The sequence below is a fragment of the Mycobacterium sp. 5-140-3-2 genome (assembly GCF_035666375.1).
GTDB lineage: Bacteria > Actinomycetota > Actinomycetes > Mycobacteriales > Mycobacteriaceae > Mycobacterium > Mycobacterium intracellulare.
The window spans coordinates 1,215,341-1,236,116 of record NZ_CP142025.1 but is presented as its reverse complement, the minus strand read 5'-3'; the positions used below and the strand labels follow the sequence as shown (position 1 = coordinate 1,236,116).

The window sequence follows — 20,776 nt, the reverse complement described above, 5'->3', positions numbered from 1 at the left end:
ACACTCGAAGCCGTGAGCGCACACTCAACGCGACCGGCTCAGCGCCCGACCAAAGCCCGCAAGAAGAACGTCAGGTTGGCGGGCCGCTCGGCCAGTCGCCGCATGAAGTACCCGTACCACTGCGTGCCGAACGGCAGATACACGCGCACGTGGTTACCGGCCCCGGTGAGGCGGCGCTGCTCGTCGTCGCGGATGCCGTACAGCATCTGGTATTCGAATTCGCCGGCGCCACGGCCCGATTCGCGGGCAATGGCGCTGGCCGCGTTGATCACAGCCGGGTCGTGGGAGGCCACCATCGGGTAGCCAGTCCCGGTCATCAGCACCCGCAGGCAGGCCAGGTACGCCTCCGTCACCTCGGCCCGCCCGCGATACGCCACCGACGCGGGCTCGTCGTAGGCGCCCTTGCACAGCCGGACCCGGGCCCCGGACGCCGCGAACTCCTCGCAGTCGCCCGGCGTGCGCCGCAGATATGCCTGCAAAGCCACGCCCAGCCAAGCGAACTCGGCCCGCAGATCGCGCACGATGGACAGCGTCGACTCGGTGGTGGTGTGGTTCTCCGCGTCCACCGTCACCCACACACCCGCGCGCCGGGCCGCATCGCAGATCGACCACGCGTTCTCCCGCGCGATCTTGTGCCCGTCGCGCCCCAGCGTCTGTCCCAGCGCGGACAACTTGATCGAGACCTCCAGCGGCCGCACCACGTCGCCCCCGGCATCGAGGTCGCCCAGACCGTCGATCAGCTCCAGGTAGACCTGCACCGCCGCGTCGGCGTCGTCGGTGCTCAGGACGTCCTCGCCCAGATAGTCGACGCTGACGAGCCGGCCCGACGAGCGCAGCGCCGCAACGCCATTCAGCGCGGATCCGATCGTCTCCCCGGGAACGAAGCGGCGCACCACACGACGGGTGACCGGCAACCGCTGGGCGGCGCGGCGCACCACGTCGCCTCGTGCCGCCGCCAGGATCGCCGGGCGCAGGGTGCTCGCGAAGACTCCGGGCATCACTCGGCGCCCATGTGCGGGTAGGTGTGCCGGGTGGCGGGGACGAACGTCTCCTTGATGGTGCGGGCCGACGTCCAGCGCAACAGGTTCAGCATCGATCCGGCCTTGTCGTTGGTGCCCGAGCCGCGCGAGCCCCCGAACGGCTGGCGCCCGACGACCGCGCCCGTCGGCTTGTCGTTGATGTAGAAGTTGCCGGCGGCAAACCGCAGCCGGTGCTGGGCCGTCAGCACGGCGTCCCGGTCGTCGGCGATCACCGCGCCGGTCAGCGCGTACCGGGAACCGCGGTCGACGACGTCGAGGATCCTGTCGTAATCGTCGTCGGGATAGACGTGCACCGACAGCAGCGGCCCGAAGTATTCGGTGGAAAACGACTCATCGGTCGGATCATCGGACAGCAAGACGGTGGGGCGTACGAAATAGCCTTCGCGGTCGTCATATTCGCCGCCGACGGCGATGGTCACGTGTGGCGCGCCCTTCGCCCGCTCGATGGCGTCGACGTTCTTGATGAAGGCGCGCCGGTCGATCAGCGCGCCGCCGAAGTTGGCGAGATCGGTGACGTCGCCGTAGCGCAGCGCGGCCGTCTCCCCCAAAAAGTCGTCACCCATGCGGCGCCACACCGACTGCGGGATGAAGGCCCGCGATGCCGCCGAGCATTTCTGCCCCTGGTAGTCGAAGGCCCCGCGAATCAGGGCCGTGCACAACACATCCGGGCGCGCGGACGCGTGCGCGACCACGAAGTCCTTGCCGCCGGTCTCGCCGACCAGGCGCGGATAGCTGTGGTAGTGGCCGATATTCGTGCCGACCTGATACCACAGCCGCTGGAAGGTGGCCGTCGACCCGGTGAAGTGAATGCCGGCCAGCCGCCGATCGGCCAGCGCCACATCGGAAACCGCGAAGCCGTCGCCGGCCACCAGATTGATCACCCCGGGCGGCAGGCCGGCGGCCTCGAGCAGCTGCATGGTCAGATAGGCCGACAACGTCTGGGTGATCGAGGGTTTCCAGATCACGGTGTTACCCATCAGCGCCGGGGCGGTCGGCAGGTTACCCGCGATGGAGGTGAAGTTGAACGGCGTGATCGCGTACACGAAGCCGTCGAGCGGGCGGTACTCGCTGCGGTTCCACTCCCCCGGCCCGCTGATCGGTTGCTGCGCCAGAATCTGTTGCGCGAACGCCACGTTGAAGCGCCAGAAGTCGATCTGCTCGCACGGCGAGTCGATCTCGGCCTGATAGGCGGACTTGGATTGGCCGAGCATCGTCGCGGCGGCGATTTTCTCCCGCCACGGCCCGGCCAGCAGGTCGGCGGCGCGCAGGAACACCGCCGCCCGCTCGTCGAACGGCATTGCCGCCCAGCCGCTTTTGGCGGCCATCGCGGCGTCGATCGCCGCCGTCGCGTCGGCGTACACGGCGTTGGTCAGGGTGCCCAGCTTCGCGGCGTGCCGGTGCGGCTGGACGACATCGATGCGCTCACCCTCGCCCATCCGGTGATCGCCGCCGATGACGTGCGGCAGGTCGATCGGATGCTCGGCCAGCGCGGTCAGTTCGGCGCGCAGTCGGGTGCGTTCCGGGGAACGCGGCGCGTAGTCGTGGACCGGCTCGTTGGCCGGCATCGGGACCTGAGTGACGGCGTCCATGACGCCAGGATCCTCGCGGCGATCGCGCATGGAGTTAGCTGATCGAACAATACACGACTGGATTCATAGTAGAATCGGACAACATGGCCGGTGTGGGGCTGGGTCAGCTGTTGCTCGCGCTGGACGCGACCCTGGTCAGCCTCGCCGATGCCCCCCGTGGCCTGGACCTGCCGGTGGGTTCGGCCGCGCTGATCGACTCCGACGACGTGCGCCTGGGTCTCGCGGCCGCGGCGGGCGCCGCCGACGTCTTCTTCCTGTTGGGGGTCGCCGACGACGAGGCGATGCGATGGATGGGCAGGCAGGCGCGCGCGCGCGTGCCGGTGGCCATCTTCGTCAAAGAGCCCTCCCCCGCGCTGGTGAGCACGGCCGTCGCGGCGGGCGCGGCGGTGGTGGCCGTCGAGCCGCGCGCCCGGTGGGAACGCCTCTACCAATTGGTCAATCACGTCCTCGAGCATCACGGCGACCGCGCCGACGCGATGGACGACTCGGGCACCGACTTGTTCGGGCTGGCGCAGTCGCTCGCCGACCGCATCCACGGCATGGTCAGCATCGAGGACGCGCAATCCCATGTCTTGGCCTACTCGGCGTCCAACGACGAAGCCGACGAGTTGCGGCGCCTTTCCATCCTGGGCAGGGCCGGCCCGCCCGAACATCTGGAGTGGATCGGCCAATGGGGCATCTTCGATGCCCTGCGATCGGGCACCGAGGTGGTGCGCGTCGACGAGCGGCCCGAGCTGGGCCTGCGCCCGCGGCTGGCCCTCGGGATCCACCAGCCCGCGACCGACGCGCGGCGCCCGCGCGAATTCGCCGGAACCATCTGGGTGCAGCAGGGCTCACAACCGCTGGCCGACGACGCCGAGGAGATGTTGCGCGGCGCCGCCGTGCTGGCCGCCCGCATCATGTGGCGGCTGGCGGCCCGGCCCTCCACCCACGCCCGGCGGGTCCAGCAATTGCTGGGCCTGGCCGACGAACCCGTCGACGCCGCGATCATCGCCGGCGAACTCGGACTGGCCGCCGACACCACCGCAGCCCTGATCGGGTGGGACGCCGCCGACGCTTCGGCCGGCCAGGCGCGGCTCGCCGACATAATTGCGCTGAGCGCCAGCGCATTCCGCCGCGACGCCCAGGTGGCCTCGAACGGTTCACGAACGTACGTGCTGCTTCCCGTGGCCCGGACCCAGACGCAGCATCGGTCGGTCATCTCCTGGGTGCGGGGCACCATCGGCGCCATGCGCGCCGAGCTCGGGGTGCAGCTGCGGGCGGCCATCGCGGCTCCGGTCGCGGGCCTGGCCGGGGCCGCCGCGGCTCGCGTCGAGGTGGATCGCGTGCTGGACAGCGCTGAGCGCCATCCCATTTCGTTCGGGCAGGTGACTTCGCTGGCCGAAGCGCGCACCACCGTCCTGGTCGACGAGATCGTGACCCTGGTCGGCAGCGACGAGCGCCTGATCGATCCGCGGATCGTGCAGCTGGGCGAAGACGATCCGGTGCTCGCGGAAACGCTGCGGACCTACCTGGACGCCTTCGGCGACATCGCCGCGGCCGCACAGGCATTGCGGGTGCATCCGAATACGGTTCGCTACCGCGTGCGGCGAATCGAGAAGCTGCTGTCGACCTCGCTGGCCGACCCCGAGGTCCGGCTGCTGTTCTCGCTGGGACTGCGGATCCTGGAACGGCGCCGACACACGGGCACGCCGGTCCGCGCCGACCGCCTTGGGACGATTTGACGACATTTGCTCGGAGGGGATGCAAGAATGTCACCCCGTAAGGTGATGACGACGCAGGAAGCCGGTGCGAATCCGGCGCGGTCCCGCCACTGTCATCGGGGAGCGAACCTCAACGGCCACGGCTGAAAAGCTGGAAGGCGAGGCGAGCGGCGATCCGAGAGCCAGGACACTCGCGTCATCGCGTACTGCGACCCGGGGCGGGTGTACCCCGAGAGAGCTGTCAACGTCCATGTTTCGTCCGGCATGGGTGGCCTTCAATGCCGCCGTCACAGCGGCGCGGTGCCGCCGCGCCCACTCCCGTCACACCGATCCGCGCGGCGGCGAGCGATGACCGCCCCGATCTGGATGGCCTCCCCTCCCGAGGTGCATTCGACGCTGCTCAGCAGCGGACCGGGGCCGGGCCCGCTGCTGGCGTCCGCGGCGACCTGGAGCTCGCTGAGCGTGGAATATGCCGAAACGGCCAACGAGCTGACCGCGCTGCTGGACGCCGTGCAGGCCGGCAGCTGGGACGGTCCGAGCGCCGCGGAGTACGCGGCCGCGCACGCGCCGTATCTCGCCTGGCTGGCGCAGGCCAGCGCCGACAGCGCGACCATGGCCGCCCAGCAGGACCTCGCCGCCACCGCCTACACCGTGGCCCTCGCGGCCATGCCGACGATGCCCGAGCTGGCCGCCAATCACGCCGCCCACGCCGTCTTGACGGCGACGAATTTCTTTGGCATCAACACGATTCCGATCGCGGTGAACGAAGCCGACTACGCGCGGATGTGGGTTCAGGCGGCCACGGTGATGAGCACCTACGAGGGCGTGGCGACCGCCGCGGTGGCCACCGCGCCGCCGGCCGAGCCGGCTCCCGAGGTCATGAAGGCCACCGCGCTGGCCGCCACGGCGGAGCAGTCGTCGTCGTATCCCCCCGACACGCAGGACCAGTGGATGGACTGGCTGGAGAAGACCGGGTTCGTCGACTTCTACAACCGGTTCATCCAGCCGTTGATCGACCAGCTGATGAACAATCCGTTCTTCCAGTCCATGTTCTCCGGTTTCGACCCGTGGCTGCCTTCACTGGGCAACCCGTTGAGCTTTTTGAACCCGTTCAACATCGCGTTCGCGCTGGGCTACCCGATGGACTTCGGTTCGTACTTCGCCTATCTCGGGCAGATGTTCAGCTTCGTCGCGGCGGACCTGGCGGCGGCATTCGCCTCGGGCAACCCCGCGACGATCGCGTGGACCATCCTGTTCACCACCATCGAAGTGATCGGCACGGTCATCACCGACACCATCGCGCTGATCAAGACGTTGCTCGAGCAGATGATCGTGCTGATTCCGCTCATCGTGCCGCTGCTGACCGTCGCCGTGGTCCCGCTGGTCGTCCCCACCCTGATCGGAAGCTTGGCGGGCCTGACGGGCCTGGCCGGGCTGCACGCCATCCCGATCGTGCCGATCATCCCGGCCCCGGCACTCGTCCCCGTGGCACTGGCACCCACCCCGCCGCCCACGCCGACCCCGGCGCCATCTCCGGCGCCCACGCCGGCCTCCACACCCGCCGCGGCTCCCGCGTCGCCCGCGCCCGGCGCCCCGCCGCCCACACCGGCGGGACCGCCGGTCGCGGCGATGCAAGGCCTGGGCTACATGGTCGGTGGCCTGGCCGCGGACGCGCGCCGGGCCGCGAGCACCAGCGCCCGCGCCCGAAGGGCGGCGGCGGCCGACGCCGCCGAGGCCGAAGCCGTGGCCCTGCCGGAGGAAGACGCGACGAAGAAGCGCCGGCAACGGGTCAAGGTCTCCCAGCTCGGCCGGGGCTACGAATACATGGATCTCGAGCCCGAGCCGGCGACGACGGCCTCGGACCGGCCCGCGCCGACGATGGGGTTCGCCGGAACCGTCCCCACGAAGACCGCCGCCGCACCGGCGGGATTGAGCGCACTCGTCGTCGACGAGTTCGACGACGGCCCCCGCACGCCGATGATGCCGGGAACCTGGGACACTGGCGCGACGGGTTCTAAAACGTAAGGCGCATAGGCCGTTTGGCCCGCCACGGTTTCTCGCACCCCGGGCCTCGCACGACCGTCATACGCGAAAGGGCCGAGGCGGTAACCTGGCCCGCATGCAACATACGTCCGTCGTCTCCCTGTTGCGGGAACGCGCCGGTCTGCAGCCCGACGAGTTAGCCTTTCTCTATACCGATTACGAGCAGGACTGGGCGGGCGTCACCGAATCGCTGACGTGGGCGCAGCTGTATCGGCGGACCCTGCACGTTGCGCACGAGGTCACGCGGACCGCCAGCAGCGGGGAGCGGGCCGTGATCCTTGCCCCCCAAGGCCTCCCCTACATCGTGGCGTTCCTCGGCGCGATACAGGCCGGGCTGATCGCGGTACCGCTGATGGTTCCGCAGCCGGGCACGCACGACGAGCGGGTCAGTGCCGTCCTGGCCGACACCGGGCCGGCCGTCGTTCTCACCACCTCCACGGCCGCCGCGGCCGTGGACGAATATCTGCAGCGGCCGCACGGTGCGACCCCGGCCGTCATCGAGGTCGACTCCCTGAGCCTCGACGATCCGAATCCGCCGGGCATCCGCGTCAGCGACGCCCCGAGCATCGCGTACCTGCAGTACACGTCGGGCTCCACCCGCCTTCCGGCCGGAGTCATGGTCTCGCACCGGAACCTGCACGTGAATTTCCAGCAGCTGATGGCCGCCTACTTCCCGGATTTCAACGGCGTGGCCCCCCGCGACAGCGTGTGCGTGTCGTGGCTGCCCTTCTACCACGACATGGGCCTGATGCAAGGCGTCATCGCTCCGATCCTCGGCGGTTACCCCGGTGTGCTGACGAGCCCGGTCGCGTTCCTGCAGCGGCCCGCACGGTGGATCCAGGCGATGGCCCAAGCCGTTCCGGTCTTCTCGGCCGCACCGAACTTCGCCTTCGAACTGGCGGCGCGCAAGTCGACGGACGCGGACCTGGCCGGGCTCGACCTGGGCAACATCATCAGCATCGTCAGCGGCGCCGAACGGATTCATCCCGCAACGCTCGACCGGTTCTGTAAACGGTTCGCCCCGTACAACTTTCGCGAAGACATGATGCAACCCTCCTACGGCCTGGCGGAGGCGACCGTCTACGTGGCCAGCCGCGCACAGGCCGGCGCCCCGAAAGTCGTTCACTTCGACCCGGAGAAGCTGGCCGAGGGCAACGCCCAGCCGTCCTCCACACGGACCGGCTCGCCGCTGCTGAGCTACGGCGTGCCACAATCACCGACGGTACGAATCGTGGACCCCGACACCGGCACGCTGTGCCCGCACGGAACGGTCGGCGAAATCTGGGTCCACGGCGACAACGTGGCCGACGGCTATTGGCAAAAGCCGGAGGAAACGCAGCGCACCTTCGGCGCCGTCCTGGCCGACCCGTCGCCGGGCACCCCCGAGGGCCCGTGGCTGCGCACCGGTGATCTCGGCTTTCTCTGCGACGGCGAGTTGTTCATCGTGGGCAGGATGAAGGATTTGCTGATCGTCTACGGGCGCAACCACTATCCGGAGGACATCGAGTCGACCGTGCAGGCGATCACCGGCGGCCGCGTCGCGGCGATCGCGGTGCCGGTGGACGAGACCGAGAAATTGGTGACCATCATCGAACTGAAGAACCGCGGCGAGTCCGGCGAGCGCGGGCAGCGCGGCCTCGACGCCCTCAAGAACGATGTGACCGCGGCGATTTCGGACTCGCACGGGCTCAACGTGGCCGACCTGGTGCTGGTGGCGCCCGGATCGATTCCCACCACGACGAGCGGCAAGATCCGGCGGGCCGCGTGCGTCGAGCGGTACCGACGGCAACAGTTCACCCGGCTGGACGCCTGACCGGTCCGGTATCTGCGATGTTGTTCACCATCGGTGTGATGGCCCTTGCCGTGAGCCTGGAGCCGTTCCGGATCGGCATGACGGTGCTGATGCTCAGTCGCCCCAAGCCGCTGCTGCAATTGCTCGCATTTGTGGCCGGCGGGTTCGCGATGGGGTTGACGGTGGGTGCGACCGTCTTGTTCCTCCTCCGGCGCGTACTGCTGCGCTCGACATACTTCACCTTGCCCCGCGTGCAGATCCTCATCGGCGCACTGGCATTGGCGGCCGCCGCGGGACTGGCGGTGAAGATCGTCGCGGACCGGCGGCGGGGATCCCGGGGCGTTCCTCCCGACCGCGACCGCGCCGGGCCCGCCTGGCTGACGACTCGGCTCCGACGACTGCTCGACGGACGTTCCCTGTGGGTCGCCGCCGCCGCGGGCCTCGGCATCGCGCTGCCGTCGGTGGATTACCTGGCCGCCCTGGCGGTCATCCTGGCGTCCGGAGCGCCGGTCATGACGCAATTGGGTGCGCTGCTGATGTTCAACGTCATCGCGTTCTCACTTGTCGAGATTCCATTGGTCGCTTACCTGTTGGCGCCGACGGCGACGCGCGCGGCGATGACCGCGCTGCAGGACTGGATACGGTCGCGGCGTCGCATCGAGGTCGCCGCGCTGCTCGTCGCGGTCGGGCTCGTCCTGCTGGCGGCGGGCTTGGCCGATCTCTGACAGCGGCGGCGGCACTACCGTCGGCTCAGGGCTTCGTTTCCTCGAGGAAGCGGCCCATCACGTCCGGACCGGTGGAATGCATCGCGATCGACAGCTCCAACAGCCTGTCCTTGGCCTGCTTGGGCAGCAGCTCAATGGAGCGGGTGGTGGCGGAATCGTACTTGGATCCCGGATAGCGTTGCAGGACAATATTTTTCTGCTCTTCGGTGGTGTATATCTCCAGCAGCTTCATGCCTGCGAAAGCCTCGTTGGCCAGGTCGGCCATCCCGGCGTTCGCCAGCGCCTCCAGCCGCTCCTCGTTGATCCAGACGTTGACCTTGAAGTGTTTGTCGTCGCTGCTCACGAACCCTCCAATTGGTTGAGCGTGAAGACCGGCAGCCTGTCCCGCAAGTACTCCTCGGTGACGAACGGCGAACCCTGACCGTGCTTTGCGGCGCACTCCATCACGACCTCGAACACCTCGTGGCGCATCACCTTCTGCGTCGGCTTGACTTCGTCGGTCAGGATGCTTCGGATCAGGCTGCCGCTGAAGCTTTGCGCTTGTGAATCATGGCCGCACAGGGCGGAGTTGGTGACCTCCAGGCACACCGGGCAATACCAGTTCTCCCGCAGGAACACCGGCTTGATGCCCAGCTGGTCCCGGTACTGCTTGAGGATGTTCTGGGAATCGTACGGGTGGTAGAAATCGCCCACACCCGCGTGGTCTCGCCCGAACATGTGATGCGTGCAGCCCAGGTTCGTCCGCAGGATCGCGTGGAAGATGGCCTCGCGCGGCCCCGCATACCGCATGTCCCAGAGGGTGAAGGACACCATGTGCACGTTCTCGCGAAAATATCCGCTGGTGCGTAGGGCGTTCTGCGCCAACAGTATTGCCTCGTCGATGTAATCGCCCACCCGCTTCTGGCCGATGATCGCGTTCACCAGCACGCCCGTGTTCAGGTTGTCGACGGGCTGATCCTCGTTCGCGGCCAGCCACGCCTGTTTCATCAACGCCTCGTGCCCGGTGTGCGGAACGTTCCTGGTCTGGTGGGCGACCACCCGCTGCCAATGCCGCTCGGCCAACGCGTCCTGGTGCTGCTTGGGGGTGAGCCAGAAGCCTGCGAAGGGCTCGTTGAAAACGGGTTCGTTGATCAGCGTGACATCCCCGCCGATGAACCGGTTTTCGTAGCCCATGGTCTTCTTCACCCCGGGGTGTCGGGGATCGGTTGTGCCGTAGGTTTTTTCGGCCATGCGCTCGAGGTCGTATTCGTAGATCTCGGTGACGTCGAAGACGGCCATGGGGGCCCCGAGATAGTCGAGAACGACGCTGGCGCCTTCCTTGATATCGAGTTCCGCGATGTCGTCGGTGGACATGTCGAAGACGATCGGAATGCTCCACAACGTTCCGTCCGGCAGCGCGAAGTTGTCCAGGGTCCCGTCGACCTCTTGGCGGCCCATGAAGCCGGTCAGTGGGGTGAAGAAACCGTAGGAAAGGCTGATGACTTCGTGCGCGGTGGCCTTCGAGATCGGCACGCGCGCCAACCCCTCGATCCGGCCGCTCGCGTCGTCCGTGGCCACCCGCTCCACGATCGGCTTCCCGTTGTGACCCGTGTAGCTCATGCCGTGACCTCGCTGCTCTCCAGGTCGTCGTGAACTCGGTGCAAGGCCCGGATGATGCCCGCCCTCTCGAGGTGGGCGATCACCTCGTCGGCCAGCGTGTCCGCGTCCTTCGTTCCGCCCTCGAGGCGCAGCTCCGGGCGCGCCGGGGCTTCGTAGGGGTCGTCGATCCCGGTGAATCCCTTGATTTCACCGGCCCGGGCCTTCTTGTAGAGACCCTTGGGATCGCGCTGCTCGCACACCTCGATCGGGGTGTCGATGAAGATCTCCTGGAAATCGCCGTCACCCAGCGTGGCCCGGATCGCGTCCCGATCACGCACGTAAGGGCTGATGAAGGCCGTCAAAGCGATGACGCCGGCCTCGCAGAACAGCTTCGCGACCGCGCCGATGCGGCGGATGTTCTCCTCACGATCCTCGGCGGAAAATCCCAGCCCGAACCGCTTGGCGAACTCGGGCCCATGGCGTTCCTCGAGCAGCTCCGGACCGGCGTTGAGCCCGTAGCGGACGTTGTCGCCGTCCAGGAGATAGCTCCGGATGCCCCGCTCGTAGAGCTTTTGTTCGACGATGTTGGCGACCGTGCTCTTGCCGCTGCCGCTCAGCCCGGTGAACCAGATGACGCAACCCTGGTGGCCGTTGAGTTCCTCGCGCTCGCCGCGGCTGATCTTGTGTTCGTGCCAGGTGATGTTGTTCGGCATTTCTCGATCCTGTTCGCAACGAAGTCGATGCGCAGCTACGGCGCCGCCGCCACACACCTTCACCATATTGCTTATCAACCAAACCCGATCAGAACCAGCCTACAAGTAAAGATGGTCAACTTACGGAGTTTTTGGCGGCGGGGATCGCGCCCCCGCGGTCCCCGCACAGGGTTCGGCCAGCAAACGAAATCCCCAGGGGTCGAGCGACGCCGGCCGGCGCGGTCTTCGCCGTGACGCGGGAGGCGACCCGTGTTTGCTATAACACCGGCCCGGGGACGCAATTAACTGACGAGCGCGTCGACACTCGGCCCGCTGGTGACCCCGGCTGTCGATCGCTTGTGCGTCAACCGGTTCTGGCCGTCGAATGCGGGTCGCTGGGTTTTACTCAAGCAGAGAAAAATTTGCTTTCGCGCCGCCCCGGGCGCCAAAGGGCCAGGACGCCAGACGCGCAAGCCCGTCATAACCGCGCGTGAGCCTCGATCGTCGACAATCCGGCGAACATGCCGCAACGTCGCCGGCAAATTTGCAGCAGACGAGGCGACGCCGGGGCGGCCGTAAACACCAAGTAAATTTCATTTAACATTCCGATGATCAAGTCCCTTGACTCGCTTGCCATTGCCTGCTTGTCGACGCGCCTGGGCCGCAACGCACGAGGCCGTCGTCGCCCGCGAGAGCTAGCGACGGTCCCGGGTTCACCGCCGGTCGGCTCTACCGCCTGGTGGCGGAATGCTCCCGGGGCCGACCGACGAAGAGGAAGTACCAATGCTCGATTTCGGGGCCCTGCCACCAGAAATCAACTCGACCAGAATGTATGCCGGCCCCGGCTCGGCGCCGATGGTCGCCGCGGCGGCCGCCTGGGACGTGCTGGCCAACGGGCTGGAGACCGCGTCGCGCGGGTACTCCGCGGTGATCGCCCAGCTGGAAGGTGAGAGCTGGACCGGCAGCGCCTCGGCCGCGATGGCCACCGCGGCGGCCCCGTACGTGGCATGGCTGGCGGCCGCGGGGGCCCAGGCCGAACAGGCGGCCAGCCAGGCGCGGGCCGCGGCGGCCGCCTACGAGGCGGCCTTCGGCGCGACGGTGCCGCCCGCGCTGGTCACGGCCAACCGCACCCTCCTGGCGCAACTGGTCGCGAGCAACCTCCTGGGACAGAACACCGCGATGATCGGGGCGACCGAGGGCGCCTACGAACAGATGTGGGCCCAGGATGCCGCCGCCATGTACGGCTACGCCGCCTCGTCGTCGGGCGCGACGACGCTGACGCAGTTCCACGAGCCTCCGCGGACCACCAACGCCGACGGCCAGCCCGGGCAAGCCGCCGCGGTCGCCCAGGCCACGAACGGCTCGGCCGCGTCGCAATCTCATGCCGCGTTGTCCCGGACGATGTCGACCGTGCCGCAGAAGTTGCAAAACCTCTCCGAAACGCCACCTTCTGGCGGCACTTCGACAGGCTCGGCCCTCGACGCCGTCGACGATTTCAACACGCTGACGGCGCCGGTGAATCTCGGCGACGCCATGAGCCGCACCGTCACGTCGGCGGGCACCTTCGGCACCGGGGCCTTCCGCGCCAACCTGCAGGCGGCGAGCGAAGCCGCCAAAGCCGCCGCCGCCCCCGCCGCGGCGGCGAGTGTCTCGACCGGCACGGCGGGCGTCGCCGGGCCGACCCTCGCGAGCACGGGCAGCGCGAGCGCGGTGGGGCGGCTGTCGGTCCCGCAGAGCTGGGCGGCGACGAACCCGACGATCGCCACGGTCGCCGAGTCGCATTGGCTGTCGGATGCCGAGCTCGACGGTGGGCCGTCATGGCACGAAGGGCCGGCGACCAATATGTGGGGCGGGGCTCCGGCGGCGGGCGCGGGGGCATCCTCGGCGCTGCTGTCGCGGCCCTCGGTCAACAACGTCTTGCGGGTGGCCCCACGCCAATTCAAGATGCCGCGTCCTTCCGCGGGCGGATAGCCGCCACTTCCACTCTTCAGTGCAGGCATGGACCTGCAGCGACCGCGTGTGCGCTTGTTCAGAAAGGATCGCCGATGCTTGATTTCGGGGCGCTGCCGCCCGAGATCAACTCGGCCAGAATGTATGCCGGACCGGGCTCGGCCCCGATGTCGGCCGCCGCCTCGGCGTGGGACGCGCTGGCGGCGCAACTGGAGTCCCACGCCGCCGGCTACTCCGCCACGCTTTCGGAACTGCGTGGACGCGCGTGGTCCGGCGATGCTGCCACGGCAATGGCCGCCGCGGTCGAACCGTATGTGGCGTGGGCGTCCACCACGGCGGCCCAGGCCGGCCAGACCGCCGCACAGGCACGCGCAGCCGCCGCCGCCTATGAGGCGGCCTTCGCCGCAACGGTGCCGCCACATGTGGTGGCCGCCAACCGATTTGCGCTCCTCACCCTGATCGCGACCAACTTCTTCGGACAGAACGCCGCGGCAATCGCGGCCACCGAGACCGCCTACGCCGAGATGTGGGCGCAGGATGCCACCGCCATGTACGGCTACGCCGCAACGTCGTCGGCAGCCACCGCTTTCACGCCGTTCACCGAGCCGCCCCGCACCACGAATGCGCACGGCCAATCGGCCCAGGCCGCCGCGGTCAACGAAGCCGTGGGCACGGCCGCGGGTCAGGCCCGCGCGGCGCTGGCGTCGGGCGTGGTCACGAACGCTTCCTCGGCCGGCCTTGGCGAGGCGCCGGCGGCCGGATCCGGTCTGTCCCTTATCGGTTCGGTCGACAACTTCAACACACTCATCACCACACCGGGACAGACGTTTCTGGCCGGGGCCCGCACACTGCTGGGATGGGGGCAATTGGGTTACGGGCTAGACCTTTCCGATATCCAGGCCGCCAAGGCCGCCGAGGGCGGGGTGCCCATCGTGCCGGACATCCCCGCGCCCGCGGTGCCGCAAGTCGCGGGCGTCCGCGGTCCCGTGCTGGGTGGCCTGGGCCGGGCGGCACTGGTGGGCAAGCTGTCCGTCCCGCAGACCTGGACGGTCGCGAGTCCCGCGCCCACCGCCGGTATCGCACTCAAACCGTTGCCGGACACCATGTTTCGAGCAGCGTCGGCGTCCGCGGCGGACCCTTCCAACGTCCCGGGACCCCTGCCCGCGACGCGCACCGCGGGGCAGGCCGGTGTCCCGGTGTTACGCAACGGACGTCGCATCTTCAAGATGCCGCGCCCGGCGTACGGCGGGTAGCGACACCGCGAGTCAAGACGCCGACGGCGCCGCTTCCAAACCCGCCAGCTCGTCGCACAGGTGGTCCGCCAAACCGCGGACGGTGGTGATCTTGGTGGGGCTGATGCGCACGCCCGTCTCGGTTTCGATGCGGGTCCGCAGCTCCAGATTTCCCAGCGAATCCAGGCCGTAGTCGGATAGCGGGCGATCCGGATCGATTGTGCGCCGCAGCAAGAGGCTGATTTGGCCGGATACCAGCCGTCGGATTGCCGACGGCCATTCCTCGCGCGGCAACGCCTGCAGCTCGGCGAGGAACTTGCCCGTGTCCGGATTACCCTGCCCCACCGACCCGAACGCCTCGGCGAAGCGGCTGCGTTGCGCGAAAGAGGTCAGCCACGGCGTGCCCATGATCGGCGCGTAGCCCGAGTAGGGGCGGTCGTAGCGCAGCAGCGTCTCGAATGCGCGAAAACCCTCGGCCGGCTTGACCGCCATCCCGGCGCCGTCGGCGAGGGACGTCGCGCGGCCGACCTCTGACCATGCCCCCCACGCGATCGCGGTGGTCGGCAGGCCCTGAGCGCGGCGCCAATAGGCGAACGCGTCCAGCCAGCTGTTGGCCGCGGCGTAGGCGCCCTGCCCCGGCGAACCCACCAGCGCGGCGGCCGACGAGAAGGAACAGAACCAATCCAGCGGTTCGCCCGCGGTCGCTTGATGAAGGTTCCACGCGCCGTGCACCTTTGGCGCCCAGCACCGGTCGATGAGTTCATCGGTGACGTTCGCCAGCGTGGCGTCCTCGACGACGGCCGCCGCATGCAGCACCCCCCGCACCGGTAGCCCGGTGGCCGTCGCGCACGCCACCAGCCGTTCGGCGGTCCGCGGCTCGGCGATGTCACCGCACTCCACCACGACATCGGCCCCGGCGGCGCGGAGGCGCTCGATGGCTTGGCGCGCTTGCTCGTTGGGTTGCGAGCGGGAGTTGAGCACGATCCGGCCGCAGCCCGCCGCGCCGCCACGCGAAGCCATCTTCCCGGCCAGGAACAGGCCCAGGCCACCGATCCCGCCCGTGATGATGTAGGCGCCGTCGGCGCGGAACGGCCGGACCTTTTCCGGGGGCACCGTCGCCACGCTGGTGCCCGCGCGCGGCACGTCGAGCACCACCTTGCCGGTGTGCCCGGCGGAGGCGACCAGGCGCACCGCGGCGGCGGCGTCGTGGATCGGATAGCGGGTGCAGCGCGGCAACGGCAACTTGCCCGCCGCGGTGCGCTGGTACACCGTGGTCAGCAGGCGCCGAACGGTGTGCGGGTGGCTGACGGTCAGCAGCGCCAGGTCGACGGCGAACAGCGAGAGGTTGCGGCGGAACGGGAACAGCCCCAGACGGCTGTCGCCGTAGATGTCGCGCTTGCCCAGTTCGATGAAGCGGCCACCCAAGGCCAGCAGTTCGATGCCCGCCCGCTGCGCGGCGCCGGGCAGCGAATTGAGCACCACGTCGACCCCGTATCCGTCGGTGTCGCGGCGAATCTGGTCGGCGAATTCCGTGCTGCGCGAGTCGTAGACGTGTTCGATGCCCATGGTGCGCAACAGTTCTCGCCGCTGCGGGCTGCCCGCGGTCGCGAAGATCTCACAACCGACGGCCCGGGCGATCGCGATGGCCGCCTGCCCGACGCCGCCGGTGCCGGAGTGGATCAGCACCTTGTCCGTCGGGGCGATCCGGGCCAGGTCGTGCAGGCCGTACCACGCGGTCGCCGACGCGGTCGCCACCGCGGCGGCGTCTTCCAGCGGCACCCCGGCGGGCAGTGTCACCGCGTGCCGCGCGTCGGCGATGACGAAGGTGCCCCAGCAGCCGTGCCGGGACACCCCGCCGACGCGGTCGCCGACCTCGTGCTCGGTGACGCCCGGCCCGACGGCGGTGACCACGCCGGCGAAGTCGCCGCCCAATTGCTGCCGGTAGCCCTCGAACGTCGGATAGCGCCCGAACGCCACGAGCACGTCGGCGAAGTTGATGGTCGACGAGGTGACCGCCACCTCGATCTCGCCGGGTCCGGGCGGAACCCGGTCGAACGCGGTGAATTCCAGCGATTCCAGGTCGCCGGGGGTGCGGATCTCTAGCCGCATGCCGTCACGCTCGTGGTCGACGACGGTGGTGCGCCGTTCGGCCGCACGCAGCGGACCGGGCCGCAGCCGGGCGGTGTACCAGTGACCGTCGCGCCAGGCGGTCTCGTCCTCTTCGGAGCCGCTCTTCAGTTGCAGCACAAGCTTTTCCGGGCCGGTGGCGTCGTCGACGTCGATCTGGGTGGCGCTCAGATGCGGGTGCTCCGAATCGATCACCCGCATCAGTCCGCGCAGGCCGCCCTGCGCCAGGTTCGGCGCGTCGCCGGCTGTGACGCTCGCCGCGTTACGGGTCACCACGAACAACCGCGGCGATTCCCCGGGAAGATCCGAGAGTTCGCGGGCGATGGTCACCAGGTGCGACACGTAGTCGCGGCCGCGCCGGCGGCCCTGGGGGTCGTCCGGGTGGTCGCCGGGGGCCGCGGTCACCACGACGACGCCGGCCAGCCCCTTGAGGGGCCCGTGGCCGTCGGGGGCGGTCCGGCCGCCACCGGTCAGCAGCGAACGCAACTGTGCGGTGTCCACCGATCCGACGGGTGCCGTCGCGCATTGCGCCCCATCGGTATTCAGGGCTTCGGCGAGTTGTGCGGCCAGGCGGTCGTGGCCTTCGGCGGCGTCGGACGTGCTGAGCAGCAGCCAGGATCCGCGCTCGCTGTGCGCCGGCTCGGGCAGTTCGCGGGGCTCCCATTCGATGGTCAACAACCGCTCGTTGAGCAGCCGGTGGGCGTGTTCGCGTTCCGACGTGCCGCCGGCCAGCCGTAGCCCCTCGACGGTCAGCAGCACCGTCCCGGATTGGTCCAGCACGTCGATGTCGGCCTCGCACTCGCCGGGGCGCGAGGAGGTGACCCGGGTGAGGCAGTATTGCGCGTTGCGCGTCGAGTGGTGGTTGCGCAGCCGGCGCACCCCCACCGGCAACAGCAGAGCGCCGTCGCCGGCCTGTTGCACCTCCGGTGCGACGACCACGGACTGGAAGCAGGCGTCGAGCAGCGCCGGGTGCGAGCAGTAGGCCGACTGCTGCGAGCGGATCGCCCCCGGCAGCGCGACTTCCGCGAGCACCGTCGTGGTGTCCGCGTCGCCGACCAGCACCGCGGACAGACCCGAGAACGCGGGCCCGTACTGAATGCCGATGGCGTCGAAGGCCTTCCGCAACTCGGCGCCCTCCATGCGGGTCGGGTGATTGGCGATCAGCGTGTCCAGGTCGTGTGGGGGCGGCTCGGGTCCCGCATCGTCGGCGGCGACGCGCAGGACGGCGGTGGCGCGGCGGAGGCGTTCGCCTTCTTCGTGCGTGTCCACCGTGAAGTCGAGGGCCCCGGGCGCGGAGATCGTGGCGGTTGAAGAAGCCCACGTGTGGTCGGCCAGCAACAGCGTCCGCTCGAACGTGACGTCGCGCACCTCGGCGCGTTCGCCGAGCGCCGCGGCGGCGGCCGCGAGCGCCATTTCGCAGTAGGCAGCGCCGGGAAACGCTGCCACTCCGTGGATTTGGTGGTCGGCGAGCCACGGGTGGGCGTCGGTGCCGACCTCCCCTTGCCACACGTGGCGCTCGGGCTCCTCGCGCAGATGCACGTGCGCACCGAGCAGCGGGTGGACGGCCCGCAGCGAGGCTCCGTGCGCCCGCTCCACCGACTCGCGGCTCAGCAACAGCCGGCGATGCGTCCACGTCGGCAGCGGTGCGTCCACCAAACGCCCACTGGGGTATTGGACGGAGAAGTCCACCAGCGCGCCGGCGCTGTGCACGTTGGCGACCAAACCGCGCAAGCCAACTGGGAGCTGTCCCCCGCAAGCGGGTGGTGCCTCCGGCTCGCTTCTGCGCATGGCCGCGAGCGCGGCGATGGGCATGTCCAGGCTGGCGGCGTTCTGCTCGACAGCGTGGGTGAGCAGCGGATGCGGCGACAGCTCACCAAAGACGCGGAAGCCGTCTTTGAGGGCGGCTTGCACGGCGGCCGCGAATCGCACGGTGTGCCTCAGGTTTTCGGCCCAGTAGCCGGCGCTGAAGGACGGCCGTTCGCGTGGGTCCCACAGGGTGGCGGAGTAGTACGCGACCTCGGGGGCCGCCGGCCGCAGGTCCGCGAGCGCCTCGACCAGCTCGTCGAGGATCGGCTCCACCTGCGGTGAATGCGAGGCGACGTCCACCGCCACCTCGCGTGCCAGCACATCCTGCTCCTGCCATGCCGCGACCAGGTCGCGGATGGCCTGGGCCTCGCCGCCGACGACGGTCGACGTCGGCGAGGCGACCACCGAGAGCACGACGTCGGAGATTCCGCGGATGGACAGTTCCGAAAGGACTTGCTGGCCCGGCAGTTCCACCGATGCCATGGCGCCGCTGCCGGCGACCCGCCCCATCAGCCGCGAGCGGCGGCAGATCACCTTGACGCCGTCGTCGAGCGATAACCCGCCGGCGACCACGGCCGCCGCGGCTTCGCCGAGCGAATGGCCGATGACGGCACCGGGGCGCACCCCGTAGGACTTCATCGTCTCGGCGAGCGCGACCTGCATGGCGAAGATCGTCGGCTGGACCCTGTCGATGCCGGTCACCGTCTGCGGCGCCGTCATGGCCTGGGTGACCGAAAACCCAGATTCGCCGGCGATCAACGGCTCGATGGCGGCGATCGTGGAGGCGAACACCGGTTCGGTGGCCAGCAGTTCGACGCCCATCCGCGGCCATTGCGAACCCTGCCCGGAGAACACCCACACCGGTCCGCGGTCGTCGTGGCCCACGGCTGGCTCGTACGGAAAATCGTTGTCGGAGACTGCGCGTAGCCTCGCGCTCAACTCGTCAAAGGTGTTCGCGCACACCACCGTCCGTACCGGTCGGTGCGCGCGGCGGCGCGATAGCGTGTAGCCCAGATCCCACAGGGCGGCGCCGGTGTCGCGGTCGGGGCCGGCGCTGCGCTGCTCGTCGACCCAACTCGCGAGCCGGGCGGCCGTGACGCGCAACTGCTCGGCCGAGGTGGACGACAACGGAAATAGTTGTGGCCCAACTGGTCCGGGCGTGTCCGGACCATCGGGTGCCCGCGCGGGGGCGTCTGCCGGCGCCTGCTCCACGATGGCGTGCACGTTGGTGCCGGACATTCCATAGGACGACACCGCGGCGCGGCGCGGGTGAGCGGAGCCGGTGGGCCACGGCGTATTCGACTGCGGCACAAACAGGTCCGTCTCGATCCGGGCCATCTCATCGGGAAGCCGGGTGAAGTGCAGATTCCGCGGCACCACGCCGTGCTGCAGCGCGAGAATCGCCTTCATCAACCCCAGTGGCCCGGACGTCGACTGCATGTGGCCGAAGTTGGTCTTCACCGACCCCAGCACACAGGGCCCGTCGGTTCCGTACACGGCTGCCAGGCTGGAGAACTCGATCGGGTCGCCGACCGGGGTGCCGGTGCCGTGCGCCTCGACGTAGCCGATTGTCCTCGGGTCGATGTCCGCCACGCCCAACGCCTTTCGGTAAACGGCGACCTGGGCCGTTTCCGAGGGCGCCGCGATGTTCACGGTGCGGCCGTCCTGGTTGGCGGCCGTGCCGCGCAGCACCGCCAGGATGCGGTCGCCGTCGCGTTGCGCATCGTCGAGCGGCTTGAGTAGCAGCATGACGCAGCCCTCGCCGGAGACGAAGCCGTCGGCCCGCACGTCGAAGGCGTGGCAACGGCCGGTCGGGGAGAGCATGCCTTGCAGCGAACCCGAAACGGACTTGCGTGGTTCCAGGGTCACCACCACGCCACCGGCCAGAGCGAGGTCACTTTCGCCGGCGGCCAGGCTGCCGCACGCCTGGTGGACGGCCATCAACCCCGACGAGCACGCCGTGTCCACCGTGACCGCCGGACCGTGCAACCCCAGTGCGTAGGCGACCCGTCCGGACGCGAAGCTGTTGCTGGTGCCGGTGAACCCGTATGGTCCTTCGGCGGCGCCGCAATCGGCGGACAGGAGTTCGTAGTCGCCGTGTGTCAGGCCGACGAACACGCCGGTCTGCGTCTGGGCCAGGGACCCGGGGGCGAGGCCGGCGTGCTCGACGGCATCCCACGACGTTTCCAGCAGCAGGCGGTGTTGCGGGTCGACCGCGATGGCCTCACGCTCGGTCATCCCGAAGAAGTCGCAGTCGAAGCCCCCGACGTCGTCGAGGAACGCCCCCCACCGGGTCACCGAGCGGCCGGGCACACCGGGCTCGGGGTCGTAGTACAGGTCCGCGTCCCACCGGTCCGCGGGGATCTCGCCGACGAAATCGTCACCGCGCAGCAACGCTTCCCAAAGGCCCTGCGGGGAATCGATCCCCCCGGGAAGTCGGCAGGCCATCCCGATGACGGCCACCGGTGTGGCGTTCGCGGCACGCAAAGCGCAGTCCCC

At 69.3% G+C, this 20,776-nt stretch carries 12 protein-coding genes and 1 riboswitch; of the genes, 6 read left to right on the top strand and 6 right to left on the bottom strand.

Features of this window, described 5'->3' with window-relative positions; genetic code table 11:
- Window positions 1-38 precede the first annotated feature (38 nt).
- Window positions 39-998 (bottom strand): proline dehydrogenase family protein, encoded by a 960-nt coding sequence (locus P6281_RS06100; RefSeq protein ID WP_008254565.1) that lies wholly within the window; start codon window positions 996-998, stop codon window positions 39-41.
- Window positions 998-2,629 carry an L-glutamate gamma-semialdehyde dehydrogenase gene (gene pruA, locus P6281_RS06095; RefSeq protein WP_324738656.1) on the bottom strand — a complete coding sequence of 544 codons (1,632 nt, stop codon included), beginning with the start codon at window positions 2,627-2,629 and terminating at the stop codon, window positions 998-1,000. The genes P6281_RS06100 and pruA overlap by 1 nt, the downstream gene beginning before the upstream one ends.
- Window positions 2,630-2,712: 83 nt before the next feature.
- Between pruA and P6281_RS06090 the strand changes: the two genes are divergently transcribed.
- From P6281_RS06090 to P6281_RS06075, 4 genes are all read left to right on the top strand, one after another.
- Window positions 2,713-4,353, top strand: a complete 1,641-nt coding sequence (locus P6281_RS06090; protein WP_009957273.1) for a PucR family transcriptional regulator — start codon at window positions 2,713-2,715, stop codon at window positions 4,351-4,353.
- A gap of 10 nt (window positions 4,354-4,363) precedes the next feature.
- Window positions 4,364-4,545, top strand: a riboswitch (cobalamin riboswitch).
- A 135-nt stretch (window positions 4,546-4,680) separates the two neighbouring features.
- Entirely contained in the window at window positions 4,681-6,357 is a 1,677-nt protein-coding gene (locus P6281_RS06085) for a PPE family protein (protein WP_324738655.1), read from the top strand.
- 94 nt (window positions 6,358-6,451) lie between these two features.
- Window positions 6,452-8,188, top strand: a complete 1,737-nt coding sequence (fadD21, locus tag P6281_RS06080) for a fatty-acid--AMP ligase FAAL21/FadD21 (RefSeq protein ID WP_014384050.1) — start codon at window positions 6,452-6,454, stop codon at window positions 8,186-8,188.
- 17 nt (window positions 8,189-8,205) lie between these two features.
- Window positions 8,206-8,892 carry a GAP family protein gene (locus P6281_RS06075; RefSeq protein WP_324738654.1) on the top strand — a complete coding sequence of 229 codons (687 nt, stop codon included), beginning with the start codon at window positions 8,206-8,208 and terminating at the stop codon, window positions 8,890-8,892.
- Between the two features lie 25 nt (window positions 8,893-8,917).
- On the opposite strand, the gene P6281_RS06070 is transcribed toward P6281_RS06075, so the two are convergent.
- The 3 genes from P6281_RS06070 to cysC are packed head-to-tail and all read right to left on the bottom strand — an operon-like array spanning window position 8,918 to window position 11,183.
- Window positions 8,918-9,235, bottom strand: coding sequence for a DUF6955 family protein (locus P6281_RS06070; protein ID WP_008254554.1), 318 nt, complete (start codon window positions 9,233-9,235; stop codon window positions 8,918-8,920).
- On the bottom strand, window positions 9,232-10,491 hold the full coding sequence (gene sat / locus P6281_RS06065) for a sulfate adenylyltransferase (protein WP_324738653.1): 1,260 nt from the start codon (window positions 10,489-10,491) through the stop codon (window positions 9,232-9,234). The genes P6281_RS06070 and sat overlap by 4 nt, the downstream gene beginning before the upstream one ends.
- Window positions 10,488-11,183, bottom strand: a complete 696-nt coding sequence (cysC, locus tag P6281_RS06060) for an adenylyl-sulfate kinase (protein ID WP_026071439.1) — start codon at window positions 11,181-11,183, stop codon at window positions 10,488-10,490. The genes sat and cysC overlap by 4 nt, the downstream gene beginning before the upstream one ends.
- A 762-nt stretch (window positions 11,184-11,945) precedes the next feature.
- On the opposite strand from cysC, the gene P6281_RS06055 reads away from it, so the two are divergent.
- Both P6281_RS06055 and P6281_RS06050 read left to right on the top strand, forming a co-directional pair.
- The gene (locus P6281_RS06055) at window positions 11,946-13,133 is read left to right on the top strand and encodes a PPE family protein (RefSeq protein WP_324738652.1); all 1,188 of its coding nucleotides are present in this window, start codon (window positions 11,946-11,948) and stop codon (window positions 13,131-13,133) included.
- Between the two features lie 74 nt (window positions 13,134-13,207).
- On the top strand, window positions 13,208-14,365 hold the full coding sequence (locus tag P6281_RS06050) for a PPE family protein (protein WP_201358813.1): 1,158 nt from the start codon (window positions 13,208-13,210) through the stop codon (window positions 14,363-14,365).
- 12 nt (window positions 14,366-14,377) lie between these two features.
- On the opposite strand, the gene pks2 is transcribed toward P6281_RS06050, so the two are convergent.
- Window positions 14,378-20,764, bottom strand: a complete 6,387-nt coding sequence (gene pks2, locus P6281_RS06045) for a sulfolipid-1 biosynthesis phthioceranic/hydroxyphthioceranic acid synthase (RefSeq protein WP_036454839.1) — start codon at window positions 20,762-20,764, stop codon at window positions 14,378-14,380.
- Between the last annotated feature and the right edge of the window lie 12 nt (window positions 20,765-20,776).

Excerpts from the sequence above, each read along its gene's own strand:
- P6281_RS06100 (WP_008254565.1), bottom strand. The coding sequence starts at position 998 with ATGCCCGGAGTCTTCGCGAGCACCCTGCGCCCGGCGATCCTGGCGGCG.
- pruA (WP_324738656.1), bottom strand. The coding sequence starts at position 2,629 with ATGGACGCCGTCACTCAGGTCCCGATGCCGGCCAACGAGCCGGTCCAC.
- P6281_RS06090 (WP_009957273.1), top strand. The coding sequence starts at position 2,713 with ATGGCCGGTGTGGGGCTGGGTCAGCTGTTGCTCGCGCTGGACGCGACC.
- P6281_RS06085 (WP_324738655.1), top strand. The coding sequence starts at position 4,681 with ATGACCGCCCCGATCTGGATGGCCTCCCCTCCCGAGGTGCATTCGACG.
- fadD21 (WP_014384050.1), top strand. The coding sequence starts at position 6,452 with ATGCAACATACGTCCGTCGTCTCCCTGTTGCGGGAACGCGCCGGTCTG.
- P6281_RS06075 (WP_324738654.1), top strand. The coding sequence starts at position 8,206 with ATGTTGTTCACCATCGGTGTGATGGCCCTTGCCGTGAGCCTGGAGCCG.
- sat (WP_324738653.1), bottom strand. The coding sequence starts at position 10,491 with ATGAGCTACACGGGTCACAACGGGAAGCCGATCGTGGAGCGGGTGGCC.
- cysC (WP_026071439.1), bottom strand. The coding sequence starts at position 11,183 with ATGCCGAACAACATCACCTGGCACGAACACAAGATCAGCCGCGGCGAG.
- P6281_RS06055 (WP_324738652.1), top strand. The coding sequence starts at position 11,946 with ATGCTCGATTTCGGGGCCCTGCCACCAGAAATCAACTCGACCAGAATG.
- P6281_RS06050 (WP_201358813.1), top strand. The coding sequence starts at position 13,208 with ATGCTTGATTTCGGGGCGCTGCCGCCCGAGATCAACTCGGCCAGAATG.